General features: G+C 63.1%; 18 protein-coding genes. 9 read left to right on the forward strand and 9 right to left on the reverse strand.

The genetic code is table 11. The features are described 5' to 3' along the window. Positions 1-74: 74 nt before the first annotated feature. The 7 genes from hutH to M0D66_RS24485 all read right to left on the reverse strand — a co-directional run bounded on the left by hutH (position 75) and on the right by M0D66_RS24485 (position 6914). Positions 75-1724, reverse strand: a complete 1650-nt coding sequence (gene hutH, locus M0D66_RS24455) for a histidine ammonia-lyase (RefSeq protein WP_093646383.1) — start codon at positions 1722-1724, stop codon at positions 75-77. 54 nt (positions 1725-1778) lie between these two features. Continuing rightward, a complete protein-coding gene (locus M0D66_RS24460) occupies positions 1779-2570 on the reverse strand; it encodes an ABC transporter ATP-binding protein (protein WP_028197383.1) in 792 nt (263 codons plus the stop codon). A gap of 34 nt (positions 2571-2604) precedes the next feature. Next, positions 2605-3360: an ABC transporter permease gene (locus M0D66_RS24465; RefSeq protein ID WP_266211763.1), complete on the reverse strand. Its 756-nt coding sequence runs from the start codon at positions 3358-3360 to the stop codon at positions 2605-2607. 15 nt (positions 3361-3375) lie between these two features. Next, positions 3376-4098 carry an ABC transporter permease gene (locus M0D66_RS24470; protein WP_054040266.1) on the reverse strand — a complete coding sequence of 241 codons (723 nt, stop codon included), beginning with the start codon at positions 4096-4098 and terminating at the stop codon, positions 3376-3378. A gap of 93 nt (positions 4099-4191) precedes the next feature. Continuing rightward, a complete protein-coding gene (locus M0D66_RS24475; protein WP_200620806.1) occupies positions 4192-5052 on the reverse strand; it encodes a transporter substrate-binding domain-containing protein in 861 nt (286 codons plus the stop codon). A 289-nt stretch (positions 5053-5341) separates the two neighbouring features. Further along, positions 5342-6022 carry an isoprenylcysteine carboxylmethyltransferase family protein gene (locus M0D66_RS24480; protein ID WP_266211764.1) on the reverse strand — a complete coding sequence of 227 codons (681 nt, stop codon included), beginning with the start codon at positions 6020-6022 and terminating at the stop codon, positions 5342-5344. Between the two features lie 52 nt (positions 6023-6074). Beyond that, positions 6075-6914, reverse strand: a complete 840-nt coding sequence (locus tag M0D66_RS24485) for an arylamine N-acetyltransferase (protein WP_266211765.1) — start codon at positions 6912-6914, stop codon at positions 6075-6077. A 464-nt stretch (positions 6915-7378) separates the two neighbouring features. Between M0D66_RS24485 and M0D66_RS24490 the strand changes: the two genes are divergently transcribed. From M0D66_RS24490 to M0D66_RS24515, 6 genes are all read left to right on the forward strand, one after another. Beyond that, positions 7379-8842 (forward strand): carbohydrate porin, encoded by a 1464-nt coding sequence (locus M0D66_RS24490; protein WP_266211792.1) that lies wholly within the window; start codon positions 7379-7381, stop codon positions 8840-8842. A gap of 100 nt (positions 8843-8942) precedes the next feature. Continuing rightward, on the forward strand, positions 8943-10094 hold the full coding sequence (locus tag M0D66_RS24495; RefSeq protein WP_093646373.1) for a hypothetical protein: 1152 nt from the start codon (positions 8943-8945) through the stop codon (positions 10092-10094). An 84-nt stretch (positions 10095-10178) separates the two neighbouring features. Then, positions 10179-11567 carry a Dyp-type peroxidase gene (locus tag M0D66_RS24500; protein WP_266211766.1) on the forward strand — a complete coding sequence of 463 codons (1389 nt, stop codon included), beginning with the start codon at positions 10179-10181 and terminating at the stop codon, positions 11565-11567. Positions 11568-11649: 82 nt separating this feature from the next. Then, positions 11650-12681, forward strand: a complete 1032-nt coding sequence (locus tag M0D66_RS24505; protein WP_266211767.1) for an iron ABC transporter substrate-binding protein — start codon at positions 11650-11652, stop codon at positions 12679-12681. Beyond that, on the forward strand, positions 12682-14286 hold the full coding sequence (locus tag M0D66_RS24510; protein ID WP_093646365.1) for an iron ABC transporter permease: 1605 nt from the start codon (positions 12682-12684) through the stop codon (positions 14284-14286). A gap of 39 nt (positions 14287-14325) precedes the next feature. Beyond that, positions 14326-15384 (forward strand): ABC transporter ATP-binding protein, encoded by a 1059-nt coding sequence (locus tag M0D66_RS24515; protein ID WP_266211768.1) that lies wholly within the window; start codon positions 14326-14328, stop codon positions 15382-15384. Between the two features lie 45 nt (positions 15385-15429). Here the strand turns inward: M0D66_RS24515 and M0D66_RS24520 are convergent, their stop codons facing one another. Next, the gene (locus tag M0D66_RS24520) at positions 15430-16317 is read right to left on the reverse strand and encodes a LysR substrate-binding domain-containing protein (protein ID WP_200653408.1); all 888 of its coding nucleotides are present in this window, start codon (positions 16315-16317) and stop codon (positions 15430-15432) included. Between the two features lie 114 nt (positions 16318-16431). Between M0D66_RS24520 and M0D66_RS24525 the strand changes: the two genes are divergently transcribed. Together M0D66_RS24525 and M0D66_RS24530 are read left to right on the forward strand one after the other, a co-directional pair. Continuing rightward, entirely contained in the window at positions 16432-17352 is a 921-nt protein-coding gene (locus tag M0D66_RS24525; protein WP_093646358.1) for a DMT family transporter, read from the forward strand. A 502-nt stretch (positions 17353-17854) separates the two neighbouring features. Next, on the forward strand, positions 17855-19993 hold the full coding sequence (locus M0D66_RS24530) for a TonB-dependent siderophore receptor (RefSeq protein WP_266211769.1): 2139 nt from the start codon (positions 17855-17857) through the stop codon (positions 19991-19993). 100 nt (positions 19994-20093) lie between these two features. Here M0D66_RS24530 and M0D66_RS24535 read toward each other — a convergent pair whose 3' ends face one another. Beyond that, entirely contained in the window at positions 20094-21392 is a 1299-nt protein-coding gene (locus M0D66_RS24535) for an MFS transporter (RefSeq protein ID WP_200653416.1), read from the reverse strand. A gap of 188 nt (positions 21393-21580) precedes the next feature. On the opposite strand from M0D66_RS24535, the gene M0D66_RS24540 reads away from it, so the two are divergent. Beyond that, on the forward strand, positions 21581-22354 hold the full coding sequence (locus M0D66_RS24540) for a GntR family transcriptional regulator (RefSeq protein ID WP_266211770.1): 774 nt from the start codon (positions 21581-21583) through the stop codon (positions 22352-22354). Positions 22355-22362 lie beyond the last annotated feature (8 nt).

Raw genomic sequence — 22362 nt, forward strand, 5'->3', positions numbered from 1 at the left:
TGTCTCCATCAATCCGAACCATCTATCTGATTCATCCATTCGAGCCGGCCACGCCATTGCAGCAACGAGCGTCGTCAACCTGCGTGGGCAGTGGCGCGGCCATCGTTGGCCGCCGCGTCGGCGCCAAGCTTGCCTGTGGCGCCCACGCTCGTCACGTTCGCCAATGCGGCAAGCGCTGCGCCGTTGCCGTTGACTGAAGCTTCCGGCCCGGGCCGAATAGTACCCGGGTTTGGCAGCGGCGGCGGCGTTTCATCGGCGATGATGCGAAACGCGATGCTCATGTCGTCAGCAAGCGGCCGATCGTCGCGGTACGTCGGCACGGCGCGACGGATGCGTTGCCAGAGTGCGTCCGTGTGCGGTGCGCGCGGTGCGTCGATGCTTTGCAGATCGTAGGCTTGCGCCGCCGCCAGCAATTCGATGGCGACGATGCGCCCGGCGTTGTCGACGATCTCCAACGCTTTCAGCGCAGCGGGCGTGGCATGGCACAGGTGGTCCTCCTGCAGGCCGGACGTAATGCCACCGTCCAGACTCGCGGGCATCGCAAGGCGCCGGTTCTGCGCGACCAGCGAGGCCGCCGTGTACTGCGCGATCATGAAGCCCGAACAGGTGCCACCCGGCTCCGCGAGAAACGCCGGCAAGCCGCTCACGAGCGGATTGACGAGACGGTCGAGGCGCCGCTCGGCCATCGCTGCAACTTGCGCGATTGCGGTGGCGAGGCTGTCCATCGCCAGTGCGATCGACGCCCCCACCGCGTGCGCCTGCGAATAGACGCGTGGGTTTTCCGGCGTGCCGGCGACGATCGGATTGTCGGTAATCGATGCGAGTTCGCGGTTGACCACGTCGGCGGTCCCCGTGAGCACGTCGCGCGCGGCGCCATGAACGTGCGGAATGGTCCGCATGCTCAGTGGATCTTGCGTGCGGTGGCCAACCACCGCAGCAAGAATGCCGCTATCGGCGAGCGCGGTACGCATGCGTTCGCCGACCAGGTTCAATCCCGGCGAAATGCGCAGCGCCAGCGAGTCTTCGTCGAAGGCCGCGAGTTGACCACGCAGATTCTCGAAGCTCATCGCGCCAACCACGTCAGTCCAGTCAAGTAGACGCGCGGCGCGCGCCAGCGCCAACGCGGCGAGACCCGTCACACACGGCGTGCCGTTGATAAGGCTTAAACCTTCCTTCGCTTCGAGCACCAACGGTTCGAGGCCGAGCAGTTGCAACGCGTCGCGCCCCTTGAGACGCTCACCGCGATAGCGCACATGCCCCTCGCCGATACAGACGAGGGCGATATGCGCCATATGGCTCAGATAACCCACCGAACCGAACGCCGGCACTTCCGGCAGGCAATCGGCATTGAGCAACGCGACCAGTTGATCCGCGACTTCGAGGCGAATCCCCGAATGCCCGTGTGCAAAATTATTGACGGCCGCGGCCATGATCGCGCGAGTCTCGGCAACACCGAGCGGCGCGCCAACGCCTACTGCATGACTCATCAGAATGTTGCGCGACAGCGTGCGCTGTTCGGACGGCGACACGATCACGTCGCACAACGCGCCGACGCCGGTATTCACGCCATACGCGCGAATCCCGCGCTCGACGATCTGTTCAACAAGCACGCGTGCCGCACGGATACGCGAGCGGGCATCGGCGGAAAGCTCGAGCGGTTCGCCGGCGGCGATCGCCGCCACCTGAACCCAGTCGAGAGGACGATCGGAACGGATCACGGCCATGATAGTGCTCTGTGCGGTGAAGTAACGAAGTGGTAACCAGTCAAAGCTGATCGATTAGTTCGTGGTGCGATCCTGGTGGCTCGACACGAATTGACGGAAGCGGTCCGACTTGCATTCGACGAACACTTCATCCGGCGTTCCGTCGGCTTCCACCTGACCTTGATGCAGGAACATCACGCGATTCGACACATGGCGCGCGAAACCCATCTCGTGCGTGACGACCAGCATCGTGCGGCCTTCTTCGGCGAGCGAGCGCATCACGCGCAGCACTTCGCCGACCAGTTCGGGGTCGAGCGCCGAGGTCGGTTCGTCGAACAACATCACTTTGGGATGCATCGCCAACGCACGCGCGATCGCTACGCGCTGCTGCTGACCGCCGGACAGATGTGCCGGATAGTGACCGCGTTTTTCCGCGAGACCGACCTTCGCCAGCAGCGCTTCCGCTTCTTCAACCGATTCGGCGCGGCTGCGCTTTTGCACGCGCATCGGACCTTCGATCAGATTTTCCAGCACGGTCATATGCGACCAGAGATTGAAGTTCTGAAACACCATGCCGAGTTGCGAGCGCACCCGGTCCACCTGGCGGCGGTCACTCGGTTGCAGCTTGCCGTCGCCGCGGCGCTTCATTTTCAGCTCTTCGCCGCCGAGCGCCACCGAGCCATCATCCGGCGTTTCGAGCAGATTCAGGCAGCGCAGGAACGTGCTCTTGCCGGAGCCGCTCGCGCCGAGAATCGAAATCACGTCGCCTTGATGGGCGTCGAGCGAAATGCCTTTGAGCACGTGATGGTCGCCGAACGACTTATGGATGTTCTTGACCGACAATGCAACAGGTGCCGTAGCGTTCATGGGATTCTCCAGATTCTGCAAGATATGCGTTCGTTCAGGGCGCGGCGCGGCGTGCTTCGGTCGTGGACGAAACCGGCCGGTTCGGCGCGCTTTGCGCGGGCGCCGCACGCAGATGGCGCGACAGGCGCGTTTCGAGGAAACCAAGCAAACGCACGATGACGAAATTCAGGAACAGATAGATCAGCGCGGCACAGATGAATACTTCCGTGGTGCGATACGTTTGCTGAATGATCTGCTGCGCGACGCCAGTCACTTCCCACACGGTGACGAGACTAGCGAGCGCGGTGGATTTGACAAGCAGCACGGCCTCGGTCGAGTACGCAGGCAAACACTGGCGCAACGCGATCGGACCGATCACGCGGCGCAGCAGCGCGAAACCCGACAAGCCGATCGAATAGCCCGCTTCGATCTGACCGACCGGCACGGCCATCAAACCACCACGGATAATCTCCGCGGTATATCCGGCGGTGCACAGCGCCAACGATAAAACCGCGCACATGTACGGCTCGCGCAACACCGGCCACAGGAAGCTCTCGCGAATCACGCCGAACTGGCCCATGCCGTAGTAGACGAGGAACATCTGGATCAACAGCGGCGAGCCGCGGAACACGAGGATATAGGCGCGCGCGAAACGATTCGGCAGCCAGTGCGGCGACACGCGCATCGTGACGATCACGAGCGAGAGCAAGCCGCCGAGAATCAACGAGCAGAAGAACAGCCCGAGCGTGGTCGGTACAGCCGCGATCAGTTGCCGCAGCGTGTCGAGCAGAAAATCGAAGTCGAAATGCATGATGTCCGGTCCTCGTCAGTTGCGCGCGAAGTTGCGCTTGAAGGATCGGCCAACGCGCGCTTCGGCGTGGTTGAAGACCCGGTTCGAGATGCTGGTCATCAGCAGATACAGCGCGCCGCCCACCACGAAGAACGTGAAGTACTGATGCGTTGAACCCGCCGCCACCTGGCTGGCGCGCAGCAGTTCGGCCAGGCCCGTGACGGAAATTAGCGCCGAATCTTTCAGGCTCAATTGCCAGACGTTGCCGATGCCCGGCAAGGCGAAACGCAGCACTTGCGGAATCAGAATGCGGCGCGCCATCGTCATGGTGGGCATGCCGATCGAACGCGCGGCTTCGAGTTCGCCGCGCGATACCGCGAGCACCGCTGAGCGATACACCTCGGCCTGGTACGCGCCGGAAATCATGCCGACCGCGAGCGCGCCGATCACGAACGGCGGCACGCCGACGAAGCCGTCCGCGCCGAACCATTGACCAATCGTGGTCACGAGCGTCGAGCCGCCGAAATAGAACAGATAGATAACGAGCAGCTCAGGTACGCCGCGAAACACGGTGGTGTACGCATCGCCGAGCACGCGCAGCGTGCGAAACCGCGACAGCTTGGCCGCCGCAATCAGTGCGCCGAACACCGCGCCGACCGCGAGCGCCGCCAGCGTAAGCGCGACCGTCATCAACGCTGCAAGCAGCAACACGCCACCCCAGCCTTCCGGCCCGAAGCCGAGCATCTCTATCAGAGCCATTCCCTACCCCTCATCCATTACGGCAGATCGAACCAGCCGACTGGCGCGGTTTTTTACGCCGCGCCTGCCGTTACCTCTGAACGCTCAGTCGAATCAAGGCGTGACGTCGGTCTTGAACCACTTGGCGGAGAGTTTCTTGACCGTGCCATCGGCAAGCGCGGCGCTGATCGCGGTATCGAACTTCGCTTTCAGGTCGGCGTCCTGCTTGCGGAACGCGAGGCCTTCACCCGGACCCCAGATCGGGCCGCCGATCTTCGGGCCGGCCATCACGATCGACGCGGTCTCTTTCTTGTCGATGTTGGCGGCGTAGTAAGTCACGTCGTCGAACGAGGCGTCGATGCGACCGTTGGCCAGATCGAGGTCGCGCTCAGGCGAGGTCTTGTAGACGCGGATCGTCGCGACGTCCTTGAAGCCATCGTTGATGAATTTAGTGTAGACCGTGCCCGACTGAATGCCGATGGTCTTGCCCTTCAGTTGCTTGCGCAAGGCGTCGACGGTGGGTTGATCGGTTTTCGGATCGCCCGACAGCTTGACGACGGCAGCCGTCGGCGCGGCCTTGGGCAGCACTTTCGCGTCAGTCACGGCAAACGTGGCCGGCGTGGCTGCATAAGGCTTCGAGAACGCGATGATTTTTTCGCGTTCCGGCGTGATCGAGATCGCGTCCATCAGGACGTCGAACTTGCCGGCTTGCAGACCGGGGATCATGCCGTCCCAGTCTTGCGCCACGAGATTGCACTGGAGCTTGATGCGCTCGCACAGATTGGCGACCAGCTCCGGTTCGAAGCCGCCCAGCTTGCCGCCCGGCAAGGTCAGGTTCCAGGGTGCGTAGCCGCCTTCCAGCGCGATCGTCACCGTCTTCCAGTCTTTCGCCTGCACCGGTGCCGCGAAAATTGTCGCGGCGCCGAGCACGGCGCCCATCAATGCTTTTGCTAACGTCGTGCGCTTCACTTTCACGTCGAAACTCCTTTGATTGAGGAAACCGTCGAGCTGGATTTTTACTGCCGTCTAATTTGTATAGACAAGCTTGCATGAGTCAAAAAGCCATCGCAAGAGGAATTCTTCGAAATCGTCGAAATCATCGGGTAAGCCCCTAGATGAGGCCGTCCGATAAGGCTTTTAAGGGAGTTTTGAAAGGGCAAAGACGATGCGGCGACCAGCGCCGGGTGCGCCAGCGTGGTGCGCTTTGTCTAGACAGGTTGGTGTGAAAGGAGCGAACACGCTCCGAATTGGCGCATGGCGCGCCCTACCAGATGAACGGCACGAAGCGGTAACGCACGCGCGAGGTGTAGTGGGTGTAGCCCTCGAGTTGCGCCGCCAGCACGCGCTCCTCGCGCACGGCCCGCCAGCCAATGCCGATCACCAGTAACGGCACGCAGGCAAGCCCCCACCACGAGCCGAGCAGCAAGGGCGTGCCGATGAACAACAGCAGCGCGGCCGAGTACATCGGATGACGGACAAAGGCGTAGGGGCCGGTGTCGATAACTTTATGACCGCGGCTGGCCTGAATCTTCACCACGGGCGCGGCATAGCTATTGGCCCGGAAGACGATCAGGCACATGAAGATGCAGACAAGAATGCACAGCGAGCCGAGGCTCACGAGCCAGATTGGCAGCGGCGCCGACCAGCGATAGCGCATCGCGTCGAGCGCCATCAGGACGAGCCAGGCGCTCCACATCACCGCCACAGCCACCATAAAGTAGCGATCCCAGCGGCTTTGTTGCGCCTGAACGATCGGCGCGAGACGCTCGGCAAGCAAACCGGGATCGTGGCGCGCCAGCCAGAAACCGACCCACAAACTCAGCCCGCCGGTCTCGATCAGATACCACCAGCCGGCGGGCCACGCGAGCGTACCCGCGGCGCCGAACAGCAGCGCGCCCATGCATACCAGCCAGGCTGTGGTTTGCAGGACAAGGCGCGTGATCATGGCTGGTTCGTGCCCGCTGGTGGCTGTTGACGTGCGTTTATACGCGGCCGTCTCAGACGGAAGCCGCCGCGGGTGAGCGCACCCGTCCGAATACATCTGCCATGTCGATGTCGCCCGTGTTCAGACCGAACTGATCGCGCAGGCAGGTTGCGAGTTCGTCCGCGCTTTTAAGCTGCCGTTCGCTGATGACCTGACCGTCCGCGGCGCGTTCGTTCAGTTGGTCATCGAGCAAGGTCAGCCGCGACTCCGCCAGGACCCGGCAAACGATCAGATGATTCAGGAAGACGGAATCCGGTGCGGTCGAGGTGTACCAGTTCGAAGTTTCGTAATCGATCCACTCGACCGGGTGCAGGTCGAAACGGTAGACGCGGGCCCACGTGTCGTCGCGGGATTGGACTTCGAGGTAGAGCGCGTCGTGCGATGCATCGGCAAGGCGGAACGTGCCCAGTTGCGTCGGCTGCGCGGTGCCTGCGATCAGGCGCAGCGGCGCCGTCAACGTCACGCTGCCGAAACCGACGTCGGCGATCCATGCTTCGTCTTTGATGTCGACGCGCAACACCATGTGCGTGCGAGGCGGGATTGCACCGGATTCACGGCCCCACAGAACTCGGCCTAACAGGGGCGTGATGTTGAAGCCTAACTGCGTCAGGACGTTCGCGAAGAGCGCGTTCTGCTCGAAGCAATAGCCGCCACGTTTTTGCGTGATCAGCTTTTGTTCGACTGATTCGATATCCAGTTTCACCGCGCGGCGTGTGAGCGGATTCAGGTTCTCGAAGGGGATCGCCCCGGGGTGCAGCGTGTGGAGTTCCTGGAGCACTTCCAACGTCGCCGCGCGTGGTCCTTTGTAGCCTATGCGGGTGAAATAGTTTTCCAGATTCACTGTGTGTGACATCGGTGTCGTCCCGGTATGGTTTTGCGCGCCCGGCACTTAGGCACTCAAGGCTTTCGCGCTAAGGCGCGGCTTCGGAAGATGATCATAGCGTCTTTTGATGTCGGCCCAGGACACGGGCTCCGGCACTGGTTCCATACGACCGAAACCATACTAAATCATTACGTTTTCATTCTGTTTTATTTACACCCAAAGAACCTTTAGCAGCAGTACGTAAAGCTCAAAATTACATCCTCGTAATATTGATGCGAATCGTTCTCATTTGTGTTGACGCACCTATTCCGCATGCGTACGATCTCGCCATCTGCCGCATCAGGCGTCGCGAACCGATGCGGCATATCGCAGGCCCATGGTGACGTAGCGCCGCGATAGTCAGATCAGTCGATACAACACAAATAAGGATTTCGATGAAGTTCGCTCACTCCGTCGAGCCCGCCGTTCAGGCGCGTTCGCTTCACGACTCCGCCATGCACGGCGGCGCCACCCGCCGTTCGCGTTTGCCTTCCTTACGCCGCGCCGCGCTCTGCACGGCTTTCGCGTGGGCCTCGTTGACCGCCGGCGCAGCCATGGCGGAAGCCAATCCCGATGCCGCGCCGGAAGCGCCCGAAGCCGACCTGAACATCAAGGCGACGCAGACGAATCAATGGACCGGCTTCTGGAATCGCCCGACGATGCTCGGCGACATCGGCGGTCTGCGTCCCTGGCTGGGCAAATATGGTGTGACGTTCGCGCTCACGGAAACCAGCGAAGTGCTCGCCAATCTCCGCGGCGGTCTCGCGCGCGGTGCGGACTACGATGGCCTGACCACGGCGACCGTTCAGATGGATACGCAAAAGGCGTTCGGTTTGCCAGGCGGCCTGTTCAACGTCAGCGCCTTGCAGATCCACGGGGCCAACCTTAGCGCCAACAAGCTCGGCACGCTGAATACGGCGAGCGGTATCGAAGCCCAGGACACCACGCGCCTGTGGGAGCTGTGGTACCAGCAGTCGTTCCTGAACAAGCGCATCGATGTCAAGGTCGGTCAGCAAAGTATCGACCAGGAATTCATCACCAGCACGAATTCGGCGCTGTTCGTGAACACGATGTTCGGCTGGCCTGCCCTGCCGTCCTACGACATGCCGTCCGGCGGTCCCGCTTATCCGCTGGCCGACCTCGGTGTGCGCGTGCGCGGACAGATCACGCCTTCGTTGACGGCGCTCGCCGGCGTATTCGACGGCGATCCGCTCGGCAACAACCCGAACAACAAGAGCGGCACCAACTTCAACCTGCACAACGGCACGCTGTTCATCGGCGAGTTGCAGTACGCGATCAACCAGCCGGCCGATGGCGAAATGGTCAGCGCGGGCGGCGGCGGGTTGCCCGGCACCTACAAGCTCGGGCTCTGGTACAACAACGGCAGCTTCGCCGATCAGCGTTTCGATAACACCGGCCTCTCGCTCGCGAACCCAGCGTCGACCGGCGTCGCGCAGAATCATCACGGCGACTATAGCTTCTACGCGGTCGCTGACCAGATGATCTGGCGCCCGGATCCGGACGAAGCGCGCAGCCTCAACGTGTTCGCGCGCGTGATGGGCGCGCCCGGCGACCGCAACCTGGTGAGTGTCGCGGCCAACCTCGGCATCGTGCTGAAGGCGCCGTTCGCCGGCCGCGACAACGACAGCGCCGGCATCGCGCTCACCTACATCAAGATCGGCAACCACGCGAATGGTCTTGATCAGGATAACCTGGCATTCAGCGGCGGCCCCTACGGCGTGCGCACCAGTGAAACCACGCTCGAAGCGACCTACCAGTATCAGGTCAACCCGTGGTGGCAACTGCAGGCCGACGCGCAATACACGTTCAATGCCGGCGCCGGCCAGAACCCGAGCGATCCGACGCAGCCGCTGCGCAACACGTTTGTCATCGGCGTGCGGACCAACATTACGTTCTGATGCCGTTCGCCATCACCACACACGCTCAAGACCCATCGAATCCCATGCTTTCGATCATGACCGCAACTACCGCTTTGTGCGCAGGCACCGAGGCTCACTCATGAACAATCCCACGCGCAAGTTTTCGCCGCGCGCCGCGCGCGCCCTGATCGCCGCCGCAGTCAGCACTGCCGCATTCGCGACGGCTGGTGTCGCACACGCCGAGCCGCAAGGTTTCCTCGAAACCGTCAAGCATCACACCACGCTCATCAACACCGTGCCGGGGAACGGCGACCAGAATCCGTACGCGGTGGTGGTCGCTCCGGTCACGGCAGGCACCGTCAAGCAAGGCGACGTCCTGGTCGGCAACTTCAATAACTCGACCAATCTGCAGGGCACTGGCAGCACGATCATCAACTACCACCCGGACACCAAGGAAATGACGGTGTTCGCCACGGTGCCGCGCGATCTGAAGGAATGCCCGGGCGGCATCGGCCTCTCGACCGCGATGACGATGCTCAAGTCGGGCTACGTGATCGTCGGCAGCACGCCGAGCAATGACGGCACCACCGGCACCAAAGGCGCCGGCTGCCTGATCGTGATCGATCCGAACGGCAAGGTTGCCTCGACCATCAGCAGCCCGAATATCAACGATCCGTGGGGCAACATGGCGGTCGTCGACAACGGCACGAGTGCGACGCTGTTCGTCAGCAACGCCGGCTTCGGCGTGGGCGGCGCGAACGGCAATCCGCCGGTGTTCAAGCAGGCCACCGTGCTGCGTCTGGACCTCGACGTGCCGGCCGGCAAACCGCCGGTCGTCAAGAAGGAAACCGTGGTGGGCAGCGGCTTCGGCGCGCAGGCCGATAAGGGCGTGTTCCTCGTCGGTCCGACCGGACTCGCGCTCTCGAACGATCAGAAACTGCTGTACGTCTCCGATGCGATCGGCAACCGCATCACCGAAATCGAAGAACCGATGACGCGCGACACCAGCGCGGGCGTGGGCCGCCAACTGACCGCCGACGGTCTGCTGCATCGCCCGCTCGCAATGGTCACCGCACCGAACGGCCACCTGCTCGTCACGAACGCGTTGAACGGCCAGATCGTCGAAATTGATCCGGCCAGCGGCAAGCAACTCTACGCGCGCTGGATCGACACCGACAAGGCGCAATCGCCCCCGGGCAACGGCGACCTGTTCGGTCTCGCAATGACGCCTGAAGGCGACGGTTTCTACTACGTGCAGGACGACGTGAACACCCTGGTGCTCGCGAAGTAAAAGCAGCAAAGACGGACGCGGATCCGGCCAACGAGCCGGAACGCAACCCTGGCATCCCCACGGCCAAATGAAGGTGAAGGAACCATGGCAAACGATCAACCCCCGCGGCCCTCTCGGCGCGGTTTTCTGAAGGCCGGCAGTGCAGCGGTCGCAGCGGGCGCGAGCCTCGGTGCGACCGGCGTCGCCCAGGCCGCGCTCGGCAAGACGCCGGCGCACGGTGCCGATCCGCAGACGGCGGTCGAGCCGTTCTACGGCTTGCATCAAGGCGGCATCGTCACGCCGCAGCAGAGTCACACGTACGTTGCCGCGCTCGATCTGACGACCGAGAAACGCGAAGACGTGATCGCGCTGCTGCGTGCCTGGACCGACGCTGCCGCGCGCCTGACGCAAGGCGCCACGGCCGGACCACTGCCGACTGGCGCGGCTGCGAAAACGGCACTGGCCGACACAAAGATTGATACGCAGGTCGAAACCAAGGCTGACGCCAAGGCGAACGACACGGCCTACAGCCCGACCAACGCCAAAGCCGCGCCCGATTCCGGCGACGTGCTCGGCCTCGGCCCATGCGGCCTGACGATCACGTTCGGTTTCGGCCCGGGTCTGTTCACGAAGGACGGCAAAGACCGCTACGGTCTGGCCTCGCGCCGCCCTGCCGCGCTCGTCGATCTGCCGCGCTTCAACGGCGACCAGCTCATCGCCGAAAAAACCGGCGGCGACCTGTTTATCCAGGCCTGCGCGAACGATCAGCAGGTCGCGTTTCATGCGGTCCGGCAATTGGCGCGTCTCGCGTACGGCACCGCAGCGATGCGTTGGGGCCAATCCGGTTTCCTGTCGGGTCCGCGCGGTCAGACGCCGCGCAATCTGATGGGCTTCAAGGACGGCACCAACAATCCGTCGACCGCGAAACCGCAGTTGATGAACGAATTCGTCTGGGCCGGCGCCACCGCCGACGCACCCTGGATGGAAGGCGGCACCTACACCGTGGTACGGCGCATCCGCATCACGCTCGAACACTGGGACAACACCGAAGTCGACTTCCAGGAGCAGGTGTTCGGCCGCCACAAGTACAGCGGCGCGCCGATCGGCAAGAAGAACGAGTTCGATCCGGTGAACCTGAAGGAAGAGGACAAGGACGGCAATCCGGTGATTCCGGAGAACTCGCATGTGCGTCTGTCGAATCAGGCGAGCAACAACGGCGCGCAGATTCTGCGCCGCTCCTATTCGTACAACGACGGCACGAACTTCTACATCGAGCGCTGGCCGCCATGGCGTCAGGAAACCGAATACGACGCGGGGCTGATTTTCGTGGCTCACCAGAGCGACCCGCGTACCGGCTTCATTCCGATCAACGACAAGCTCGCGAAGTTCGACATGATGAATCAGTTCACGACGCACGTAGGCAGCGCGGTATTCGCGGTGCCGCCGGGCGCGAAGCCGGGTTCGTATATCGGCGCGGGGCTGTTCGAGACGTAATGCAGGCCGCAGTAAACCGCCGGCCATGAGGCTGGCGGCGCTTCGAAGACTAACAACAACATCTCTAACGGATTTTAGGATCATGGCTCATTCCTGGTTTGGCACCCGCCTGCGCCTCGTCAGCAGCGCCGCCGCCCTCACGCTGGCAGCGCTCACAACCGTGCCGTCGACGGCCCACGCTGCATCGATCACGCTGTACAACGCGCAGCACGAACAGGTCGTCAATCTGCTCGCGAAGGACTTCGAAAAGCAGTCGGGCATTTCGGTGAAGATCCGCAATGGCGAAGGTCCGGCAATGGCCGCGCAGATCGTCGCGGAAGGCGCAGCGACGCCCGCCGACGTGTATTTCACGGAAAATTCGCCTGAGCTGATGCTGCTCGAAGAGAAAGGCCTGCTGAACAAGGTGGACGGCTCGACGCTCGCCACCGTGCCGGCGCGCTTCAACTCGCCGACCGGCGCATGGGTGGGCGTGACCGCGCGCGAAAGCGTGCTGGCCTACAACACGACCAAGGTGCAGGCGTCGCAACTGCCGCAATCGCTGTTTGACCTGGCCAAGCCGGAATGGAAAGGCAAGGTCGGCATCGCGCCGAGCGACAGCGACTTCCTGCCGCTGGTGAGCGCCGTGCTCGCGTTGAAGGGCGAGGCGCAAACCGTCGCATGGCTGAAGGGTCTGAAAGCCAACTCGCAGATTTTCGACGACGACGAAGGCGTGGTGGCAGCCGTCAATCGCGGCGGCGTCGCGGCCGGCATCATCAATAACTACTACTGGGCGCGTCTGCACGCCGAACTCGGCGATGCGAAAACCCGCAGCGCGATCTATCACTTCGGCAACGGCGACGCCGGCGCGATGGTGAACGTGTCGGGCGCAGCGGTGCTGAAGTCGGCCCACAACACGGACGGCGCGCAGAAGTTTCTGGCCTATCTGGTCAGCGAACGCGCGCAGGAGTTGATGGCGAAGAGCCACGTCATGTTCGAGTATCCGCTGCACGCAGGCGTCGCACCGGACCCGATCCTCAAGCCCTTCACTGAACTGAGCCCGCCGGCGCTGACGATCCAGCAACTCGGCGACGACAGCCAGGCAGGCAAACTGCTGCGCCAGGCAGGCTTGCTGTAAATGAGCGATGCCGTGTCAGCCGGGCCTCCGGCTGTAACCCCCGCCCCGGCGCGCGCCCGTTCGCGCGCGCCGCGCGGTTTGTTTGCGGCAGCAGCACTCAGCGCTTTGCTGGTGTTGCTGCCGATTGCGTTTACCTTCTGGCGTGCGGCGAGCTTCGGTATCGACGAAGCGGTCGATCTGATCTTCCGGCCGCTGGTCGGTGAGCTGCTAGTCAACACGCTGCTGATCACCGTATCGACCACGCTCGTCTGCGCTGCCGTTGGCACGGCGGCCGCCTGGTTTGTCGAACGCACGCATTTGCCGGGACGTCGCGTCTGGGCCGTGCTCGCCGCCGCACCGCTCGCGATGCCGGCCTTTATCTCGAGCTATGCCTGGGTGTCGCTGAGCCTGGATTTGCAGGACTTCAATGGCGCGTTGCTGGTGCTGAGCTCCGCGTATTTCCCGCTCGTCTATCTTCCCGTCGCTGCGGCGTTGCGCAGCATGGACCCGGCGCTCGAAGAAAGCGCGCGCGCGCTCGGCTGCAATCGCTGGACCACGTTTATTCGCGTCGTGCTGCCGCAACTGCGCCCTGCGCTGCTCGGCGGCATGCTGCTGGTGGCGCTCGGTGTGCTATCCGAATTCGGCGCGTTTACGCTGCTGCGCTTTCGCACCTTTACCACGCAGATCTACGCGGAATACCGCACCAGTTTCGATGGCGGCGGCGCTTCGCTGCTCGCGTGTCTGCTGATCGTGATCTGCCTCGTCGTGCTGGCGTTCGAGTTTCGGGTACGCGGCGCGGCGCGTTATGAACGCGTCGATCGCGGCACACGTCGCGCGGTGTTGCGCTACGACCTTGGCGCATGGCGCTGGGTTGTCGTCGCCGGTTTTGCCGCGCTGGCGATCGCAACGCTCGGTGTGCCGCTCGGCATGATCGGCTTCTGGCTTACGCAACCGGGCGCGGCCGCCGTCACACCGGCCGACGTCTCGCCCGAACTTCTGTTCAACGCGACGATCTCGTCGCTCGGTTTCGGGCTCGCCGCCGCATTGCTGACCACGCTGCTAGTCGTGCCGCTCGCGTTTCTGCTGGTGCGCTATCCGACGCGTTTCGCGACGCTGTTCGAACGCACCGTGTTTCTGGCGCAAGGCATACCGGGGCTGGTGATCGCGCTGGCCATCGTGTCGCTCGCGGTGCACGCGCTGCAGCCGCTTTATCAAAGCGCGACGCTGCTGGTGATTGCCTACGCGATGCTCTTCATGCCCGTGGCGCTGGTGAGCGTGCGCGCCGCCTTCATGCAGGCGCAGCCGCGCCTTGAAGAGACTGCGCGCGCTCTCGGCCTGACCTGGTCGCAGACCCTGTTCCGCGTGGTGTTGCCGCTCGCGGGCCCCGGGCTCGGCGCGGCCGCGGCGATGGTGTTCATCTCGGTCGTCACCGAGTTGAATGCGACGCTGCTGCTCTCTCCCATCGACACGCAAACTCTCGCGACCCAGGTGTGGGCCGACACGTCCACGATGGCGTTCGCCGCCGCCGCGCCCTATGCGGCGTTGCTCACCGGCATTTCGCTGTTCGCCTCCGGCCTCCTGTTCGCATTGCTCGGCAAATCGGCATTACTCGGCGAGCGCAGCTGAACGCCGCGCGCCCTCGCCCGCTTTTTCCATCGGATTTTCATGAGCGAACTTCGTATCCGCGGCCTGCAAAAATCGTTCGACGGCCATCCGGTGCTGCACGGCATCGATCTCTCCGTCGAGCGCGGCACGCTGCTCGCGCTGCTCGGACCGTCCGGCAGCGGCAAAACCACCTTGCTGCGTCTGTTGTGCGGCTTCGAACGCGCGGATAGCGGCAGCGTCGAAATCGACGGCCGCCGCGTTGTCGGCGACAACCTGCATGTGCCTTCAGAGCAGCGCCGCATCGGCTACGTGCCGCAGGAAGGCGCGCTGTTTCCGCATCTGTCCGTGGCGGACAACATCGTGTTCGGCTTGCCGCGGACGCAGCGGCGCGCACGTCATCGGGTAGCCGAATTGCTGGAGCTGGTCGGCTTGCCGGCGAACTTCGGCACGCGCGCGCCGCAGCAGTTGTCGGGCGGTCAGCAGCAGCGTGTGGCGTTGGCTCGCGCGCTCGCGCCGTCGCCGACGCTCGTGATGCTCGACGAACCCTTCTCCTCGCTCGACGCCGCCTTACGGCTCGAAACGCGGCAAGCGGTGGCCAGCGCCCTGGCCGCGGCGGGCGCAACTGCCGTTCTTGTCACGCACGATCAATCGGAAGCGCTGTCGCTCGGTCATGAGGTCGCGGTGCTGTGGAACGGCCGGCTGATCCAGACCGCCACGCCGGAAACGCTGTACCGCCGGCCGGTGACGCGTGAACTCGCCTCGTTCGTCGGCGAAGCAGTGTTGTTGCCAGGCGTGGTCAAACAGGATCGCGTCGACTGCGAGCTCGGCGATTTGCCGCTGTGTGCGCCGATGGGCAATGGCGCAGTCGATGTGATGGTGCGGCCTGAGCAGATCCGTCTGCTGCGTGCTGAAGAAACGATGCCGGATGGCGTGGCATCTCATGACGCCGTCGTACAGGAGGTGATTTTTCAGGGGCAGGACGCGGGCGTCGCGCTGCAATTACAGTCCGGCGCACGGACCGTGGTGCGCGCTCGCGTGCCGGGTTATCTGTCGCCGCGGCCGGGCGAACACGTGCGGCTTGCCGTGGATGGCGAGGTGACCGCTTATCCGCGGGGCTGAGCGGCGCGCTTTCAAACTACCGCGCGCCAGGCGAGCCGATAGAGACTACACGGACGCCGCCGCTCCGCGCCCCTGCGGGCGCAGCGACAAATCCTGCACCATCTGCGCGGCCAGATAATCGCACGTCGGCCGATCCGATTTGGCGCTGCGCGCCACCACGATTTCCACCGGTGCGATCTTCGGCAAGCCTTGCGCTTCGCCGAGAATCGCCAGCCGCGACGGCACGCTGCAACGCGTGAGTGCGACCACCGAAAGCCCTGCGTCCACCGTAGCCACCAAGCCCATCAGGCTCGCGCTGCTAAACGCAGCCCGATAGCGAATACGTGCGCCGTCCAGCGCAGCCAGCGTATGCTGCCGCGCGATACAACCCGGCTCGTAAAGCCCAACGGGCAAAGGTGATGCCGCCAGCACCGGCGTATCCACCGACGCCCCCACCCACACCATCGGCTCGCTGCGCACGAATTCGCCCCGCAATTTGCGGTCACGCGTGACGAAGGCGAGATCGATCTTGTTATCCGCCAGCATCGGCGCGAGCGACGTGCTTTGCGCGCAGACGATCTCGATCTCAACGTGCGGATACAGATTCGAAAAGCGCCGCAGCACCGGCGACAGCAGCGACGACGCGTAGTCGTCCGGTGCGCCCAGCACCACGCGCCCGGTCACCTCGGGCCGCACGATCGCCGACCACGCCTCCTCATGCAGCGCCAGCACGCGCCGCGCGTATTCGAGCAGCGTATTGCCGGGCCGCGTCAGTGAGAGATTGCGCGTATTGCGGGCGAACAGCGTGGTGCCGAGCATGGTTTCGAGCCGCTTGATCTGCATGCTGACCGCGGCCTGCGAGCGATGCACGGTCGCCGAAGCCTTTGTGAAACTGCCCGTTTCCACCACCGCGACGAAGGTGCGCAGCAAATCGACGTCGAATTCGGGGTGCATGATTTATCAATCCAGCTTATGGAATTGCTCAATTTAATTCGTTTGTCGATGCCGCGCAAGGCGCGCAATACTCGTGACACCCCCTTATGTGACCCACTTCCGGAGCCGCTTCGCATGTCCCTCACCCAACGTCAACAAGGCGCCATTACGCTGGCCAGCGGCGGGCTTTTGATGGGCACGCTCGGTATCTTTGTCGAGGAAGCGCGGCTCGGCGCGCTGACGCTGGTGTTCTTTCGTTGTCTGTTCGGTTTCCTTTCGCTCGCGGCGTATTGCGCGTGGAAAGGCTTCTTCACACGCGCGCATTTCACGCGGCGCACCGTCGCGCTTGCGCTGTTCTCCGGCGTGTTGATGGTCACGCAGTGGGTCGGTTTCTTCGATGCGATTCATCGCACCAGCATTGCGGTGGCGACCGTGGTGTTTCATGTGCAGCCGTTCTGGGTCGTGCTGATGGGCGCGGCGCTGTTCAACGAGCGCCTCGGCGTCGACCGGCTCGGCTGGATCGCAACCGCGTTCGTCGGGCTTGTTCTGGCCTCGGGCGTCGCGGCCACCGCGAATCTGCAGGGGCATACGAGCTATCTGATCGGTATCGGCGAAGCATTGGCAGGCTCGGTGCTGTATGCAGGCGTCACGCTGATCGCCAAAGGACTCGGCAATTTGCGGCCGCATCTGCTGACGCTCGCGCAATGCGCGGTCGGCGTGGTGTGCCTGCCGTTTATTGCGCCGCTTACCGCCGTGCATATCGGGCCGATGCAGTGGTTCTGGCTGATCGGCATGGGCGTGCTGCATACGGGCTTGTCATACGTGCTGATCTACGGCGCGCTGCCGAAACTGACCACGCCGATCATCGCCGTGCTGCTGTTCGTCTATCCGCTGACGGCGATCGTGGTCGATGCGGTTGTATATGGGCGGGCGCTGTCGCTGGCGCAACTCGCGGGCATGGCATTGATTGTCATCGCGAGTCTCGGTGTGAATCTCGGCTGGCCGCTGCTTTCGATGTTGCGCCCCGGCGCACGTGCGCGGCGTCACGCCGATTGAGCTTTAGGCAGTGGGCCGGCGGCGCCAGACGGGTTGCATGCCGGCTGCCCGCTGCTGCCCGTCTCCTGGCGACGGCGCGCGTTCCCGGCGGTTGCTTTCGTTTCGTCGAGAAAATCCCTGCAAAAAAACCCACATTTTCCATTCATCCCGCACAGTCGAGAATCGTTCTCGTTTATACTTTCCAAATATTACAAGCCGGGCACTGACCCGGCTTCCACTGCACCTCCCATCCCCACATCGACATGCCATTCCGAGGCAGCCGATGTCACGCCAGCGCATCTCGCGTTGACACACGGCGCCCCGGCCGTTTCGATTTTCGAATTCATTCAACAGCAACAGGGGAAATCACCACTTCGTCTCGCCTGACTGACCACACGGGCTTTGCCTCGCCGTGCGCGCCTGCTTGCGCCTCGTTTTGCGCCCGCCTCGCGTTTTTGTAGCACCGCTTCCGCTGTACTCCAAAACCAAAAACACCACCGATCCATACTCGAAGAACGTCGCCATGAACGTCAAAAAGAATGCTTACCGAGCGCTGCTGCTCGCCACCTCTCTTGCCAGCGCCAAACCTTTGCTGGCGCAGGAAGCTACAGCCGCTGCCGGCTCGGCCGACAGCACGCTGCCCGCCATCGCCGTCAAGGCCGCGGCCGACCGCTCGTACGATTCGAGCACCTCGAACACCGCGACGAAGATGAACATGTCGCTGATGGACGTGCCGCAGACGGTCAACGTCGTGCCGCGCGCGCTGCTCGACGAACAGAACGCGACCTCGTTGCAGGATGCGTTGCGCAATGTGCCGGGCATCGGCTTTTCGGTCGGCGATGGTCAGCGCGACCAGATCACCTTGCGCGGTTTCAACAACATCACCGATCAATACGTCGACGGCATTCGTGACGACGCGCTCTACTATCGCGATCTATCGAACGTCGAACGCGTCGACGTGCTGAAGGGGCCCGCGGCCGTGCTCTATGGACGCGGCTCGGCCGGCGGCCTGATCAACCGTGTACTGAAGAAGCCGACGGCCAATCCACAGCAAGCTGTGGGCGTGACGCTCGGCACCGAAGGCGAACGGCGCGGCGAATTCGATCTCGGCTGGAATGCGAACGACGCCGCGCGTTTTCGCATCACCGGCGCTGCCGAAAACTCGAACAGCTTTCGCGACCAGTTCCAGTTAAATCGCCAGGCCGTGGCGCCGTCCGCGCAATTCCGCATCGATAAGGACACCATCCTCAATATCGAAGCCGATTATCTGCACGACCGCCGTACCTCGGACCAAGGCCTGCCCGCCTATCTCGGGCGGCCGGTCAACGTGCCGATCAACACGTACTACGGGTCGGCCGACGCCGCGAACACGTCTTATAACGATGTCGATGCGAAGAGCGCGACTGTGTCGCTCGATCACCGCTTCAACGATTCGCTATCGCTGCACACTGCGGTGCGCGCGTATGACTTCTCGCTCGAACGCAAAAACTACGTGACGTATGAGCCGATCAAGACGGCGACGAATCCGGTCGTCACGCTCGATCAAAGCACCCGCTTCCGCCAGGATCACGGCGTGGACGGCCTGTTCGAACTCACGCAGAAAACGACGCTGTTCGGCATGAAGCACGAACTGCTGTACGGCGTCGAGCTGTCGCAACAGCAGAAATTCGACACCATCTATTCGACCAACAAGGTCGCAACGTACAACCTGTACGATCCGCAACTCATCGATTTGCCGGGGGTGAAGCCGGGCACGGCGGCGAAGACGAATGCGTCGACCGTGCTGGGACTCGCCGGCGTCTACGCGCAGGACCTGATCTCGCTGACCGAGCACTGGAAGATTCTTGCCGGCCTGCGCTTCGACTATCTGACGCAGACCCGCAACGACTACACCTCGGCGCACGTGAATTTGGACCGCACCGATCGCGCGTGGAGTCCGCGTATCGGTCTGATTTATGAACCGCTCGACTGGGTGTCGCTGTACGCGTCGTATAGCCAGTCGTTCTCGCCGCTCGCCGATACGCTGATCAGCAGCGGCGCGTTTGCCAACGGTTCGGCGCTAGCGCCGCAAAAGACCACCAGCTTCGAAATCGGCTCGAAGTTCGACTTGGGCCGCGCGAGCGCGAGTGTCGCATTGTTCGATATGAAGCAGACCAATCAGCAGATCGCCGATCCGTCCAACCCGACTTACGCGCTGCCGATCGGCACGCAGCACGTGCGTGGGCTGGAACTATCCACGACGGGTGAAATCGCGCCCAAGTGGTCCGTGTATGCGGGGTATGCGTACCTGAACGGAAACGTCGACGGTTCGCCGCAAGCGAGTTCAGCCGGACTGATACTGCATAACAACACGCCGGGTCTGATGCCGCGTCATAGCGCAAGCGTGTGGATCAAGCGCGATCTGAAGTACGGGTTCTACGCGGCCGGCGGTGCGCAGTTCCAGTCGGCACGCTATACCTCTGCGAGCGACGCGGTCACGTTGCCTTCTTTCGTGACGTTCGATCTCGGCGCGGGGTATCACGGCAAGAACGTGGACGTGGCATTGACGCTGGATAATCTGTTCGACCGCAAGTACTTCATCGCGGCGCACGGCAATGCGGATATGTACAACATGCCGGGAGCGCCGCGTACGCTGACGGTATCGGCAAGGTGGCATATGTGAGGGGTGTAATGCGTGGCGTGTGCTGCACGCGTTGATGCGTTAAACGAAAAACCGGGCAATGTGCCCGGTTTTTCGTTTCAGTCGTCGTAGTGAAAACAGCTCACTGCGGCAAAACCTCTCCCTTCGTCTCCGGCGCAAACGGAATCACGAACAAGCCGACGATAAACGCCAGCGCCGTGAGCGCCACCGGCACGCCCAGCGTATGCATATGCAGCACCGCCGCGCCGAGCAGAAAGTTCACACCGGCCCCGACAAACCGTCCGAACGACGTGCAAAACGCAAACGCCGTGGCCCGTACACGGGTTTCGAACTGCTCCGGCAGCCACAAGCTGAACAGTGCGAAATTGCCCCCGAAGAAACCCAGCACGCAGAGCCACGCAATAAATGGCGCAAGCCCATTCGGCAGATAAAACGCCCAGCCGAAACTGCCGGCAATCGCCACGGCCATGCCGAGAAAGTAAATCGCCAGCGTCTTCTTGCGGCCGATCCGCTCAGCCAGCGGCGGCAACGCGAGACAGCCGAGAATCGTCGAAATCGACAGCAAGCCGGTTGCCAGCGACGCCGTCCGGATCGCATCGTTCTTCGCCATACCGGCTTTCGTCGCCAACTGGATCACAGCCGACGGTTCGTAAACCGCGCCTGCCCACAAACCGATAATCGCGATCGTCAGCAGAATGCACGCAACCCACGTGCGGCGCCGATACGTCGGCCCGAGAATTTCGCGCAGCGGTTTGGCGCGCGCGGCACTCGCGTCCGCCTTTTCCCACTTCTCCGATTCCTTCACGCGCAGCAGCACCAGAATCGCGACCACCACCGGCACCGCGCCGGTCAGGAACATCGCGCGCCAGCCGTAGTGCACGCCGATCGTGTAGTTGAGCGCGGCAGCCAGAAAGAACCCCGCGTAATAGCCCGTTTGCAGATACCCGGCACCCATCTTGCGGCGATCTTCCGGCCATGACTCGGCCACATAAGTCCCCGCCAACGCCCACTCGCCGCCAATGCCGACGCCGGCAATGAAGCGATAGATGGCGAGTTCCCACACGTTGTGCGAGGTGGCGGCAAGTCCCGTGAAAATGGCGAACGTGAAAATGGTGCCCGCCAGTACCTTGGTGCGGCCGAAGCGATCCGCCAGCGGTCCCCAGATGAACGACAGCCCCCAGCCCACCAGAAACAGCGCGAACAGAATCGAACCGGCGAGGCCCACATTCGCCGGCGTCGCGGCGTACCCCGAGCGCGGCAACAGTTCAGTCAATGCCGGTGTCAGCACGAGCGCGTAGATGAACGAGTCCATCCCGTCGAGCGTCCAGCCGGCCCATGCTCCCCAAAATCCTGCGATCTGCGAACGATTGAGCGGCGTGCGGCGCCGAACGACCGGCGTGCGGTCGGTTAGTGAATTCATCATGCTCCTCCGGCCCTGCGGTTGTCATACGTGGCTTACATAAAGGGAACAACGATATGGCGCGCTTGCTAGCGGATCGATGTGCCTCGTATAACGATGAGAGGACATCGCAGGCCGCCGGGCAGTGAAAAATTTTCCGGGTTTGCCCGCCTGTTAAGTGCGCAATTTCATATATAATATTCAATATCATGAGCGACGCAATAGATGGTTTTCCCCTGGATGCCCCGGCGCGCAGCCCGCTTTTACCCGCGGCGGCGCCCCGTGAGAGCACGTCCCGTGTGATCGCGGAGGCCCTGCGCGCGGCGATTGTCGACGGCACGCTGGCGCCTGGCGCACCGCTGCGGCAGGACGCGATCGCGCGGCATTTCTCAGTCAGCGCAATTCCCGTGCGCGAGGCCTTGCGCCAGCTCGAAAGCGAAGGCTGGGCGAGAGCCGCCGTGCATAAAGGCGCGACCGTCGCGCCGTTGTCGGCGGATGAAGCGCGCGAAATCTATGAGATTCGCTCCGCGCTGGAGAGCCTTGCCATCGGCCTCGCGATTCCGAATCACACTGTCGCCACGCTGCGCGAATGCGCGAGCCTTTGCCGTGCCGCCGAACGTGAGCCGGACCCGTCGTTGTACGTCGGGCGCAATGAGGCGTTTCATATGAGCCTGTATGCGCCTGCCGCCCGTCCGCAACTCGAGGACATGATCGGCACGCTGCATCGGCGCGGCGAACGGTATCTGCGCCTGAAGTTCGGTTTGCCGTCGTACAAGGGCGAGTCGGACAACGAACACACCGCCTTGCTCGAGGCCGTAGAACGTCGTGATATTCCCGCTGCACAGTCGCTGGTTGTCGCGCATCTGCTCGGCACCGGCGACCTGCTCCATCGTTTCCTGACCGACCGCGCGCAGGCGGAAGCCGCGCTTGCGAATCAACCCAAGCCGCGCACCAGACGCACGCGCACCACCACCGGGAGCTGAATCCGCCG

The sequence above is a fragment of the Paraburkholderia sp. SECH2 genome (assembly GCF_030464795.1).
Lineage (GTDB): Bacteria > Pseudomonadota > Gammaproteobacteria > Burkholderiales > Burkholderiaceae > Paraburkholderia > Paraburkholderia aspalathi.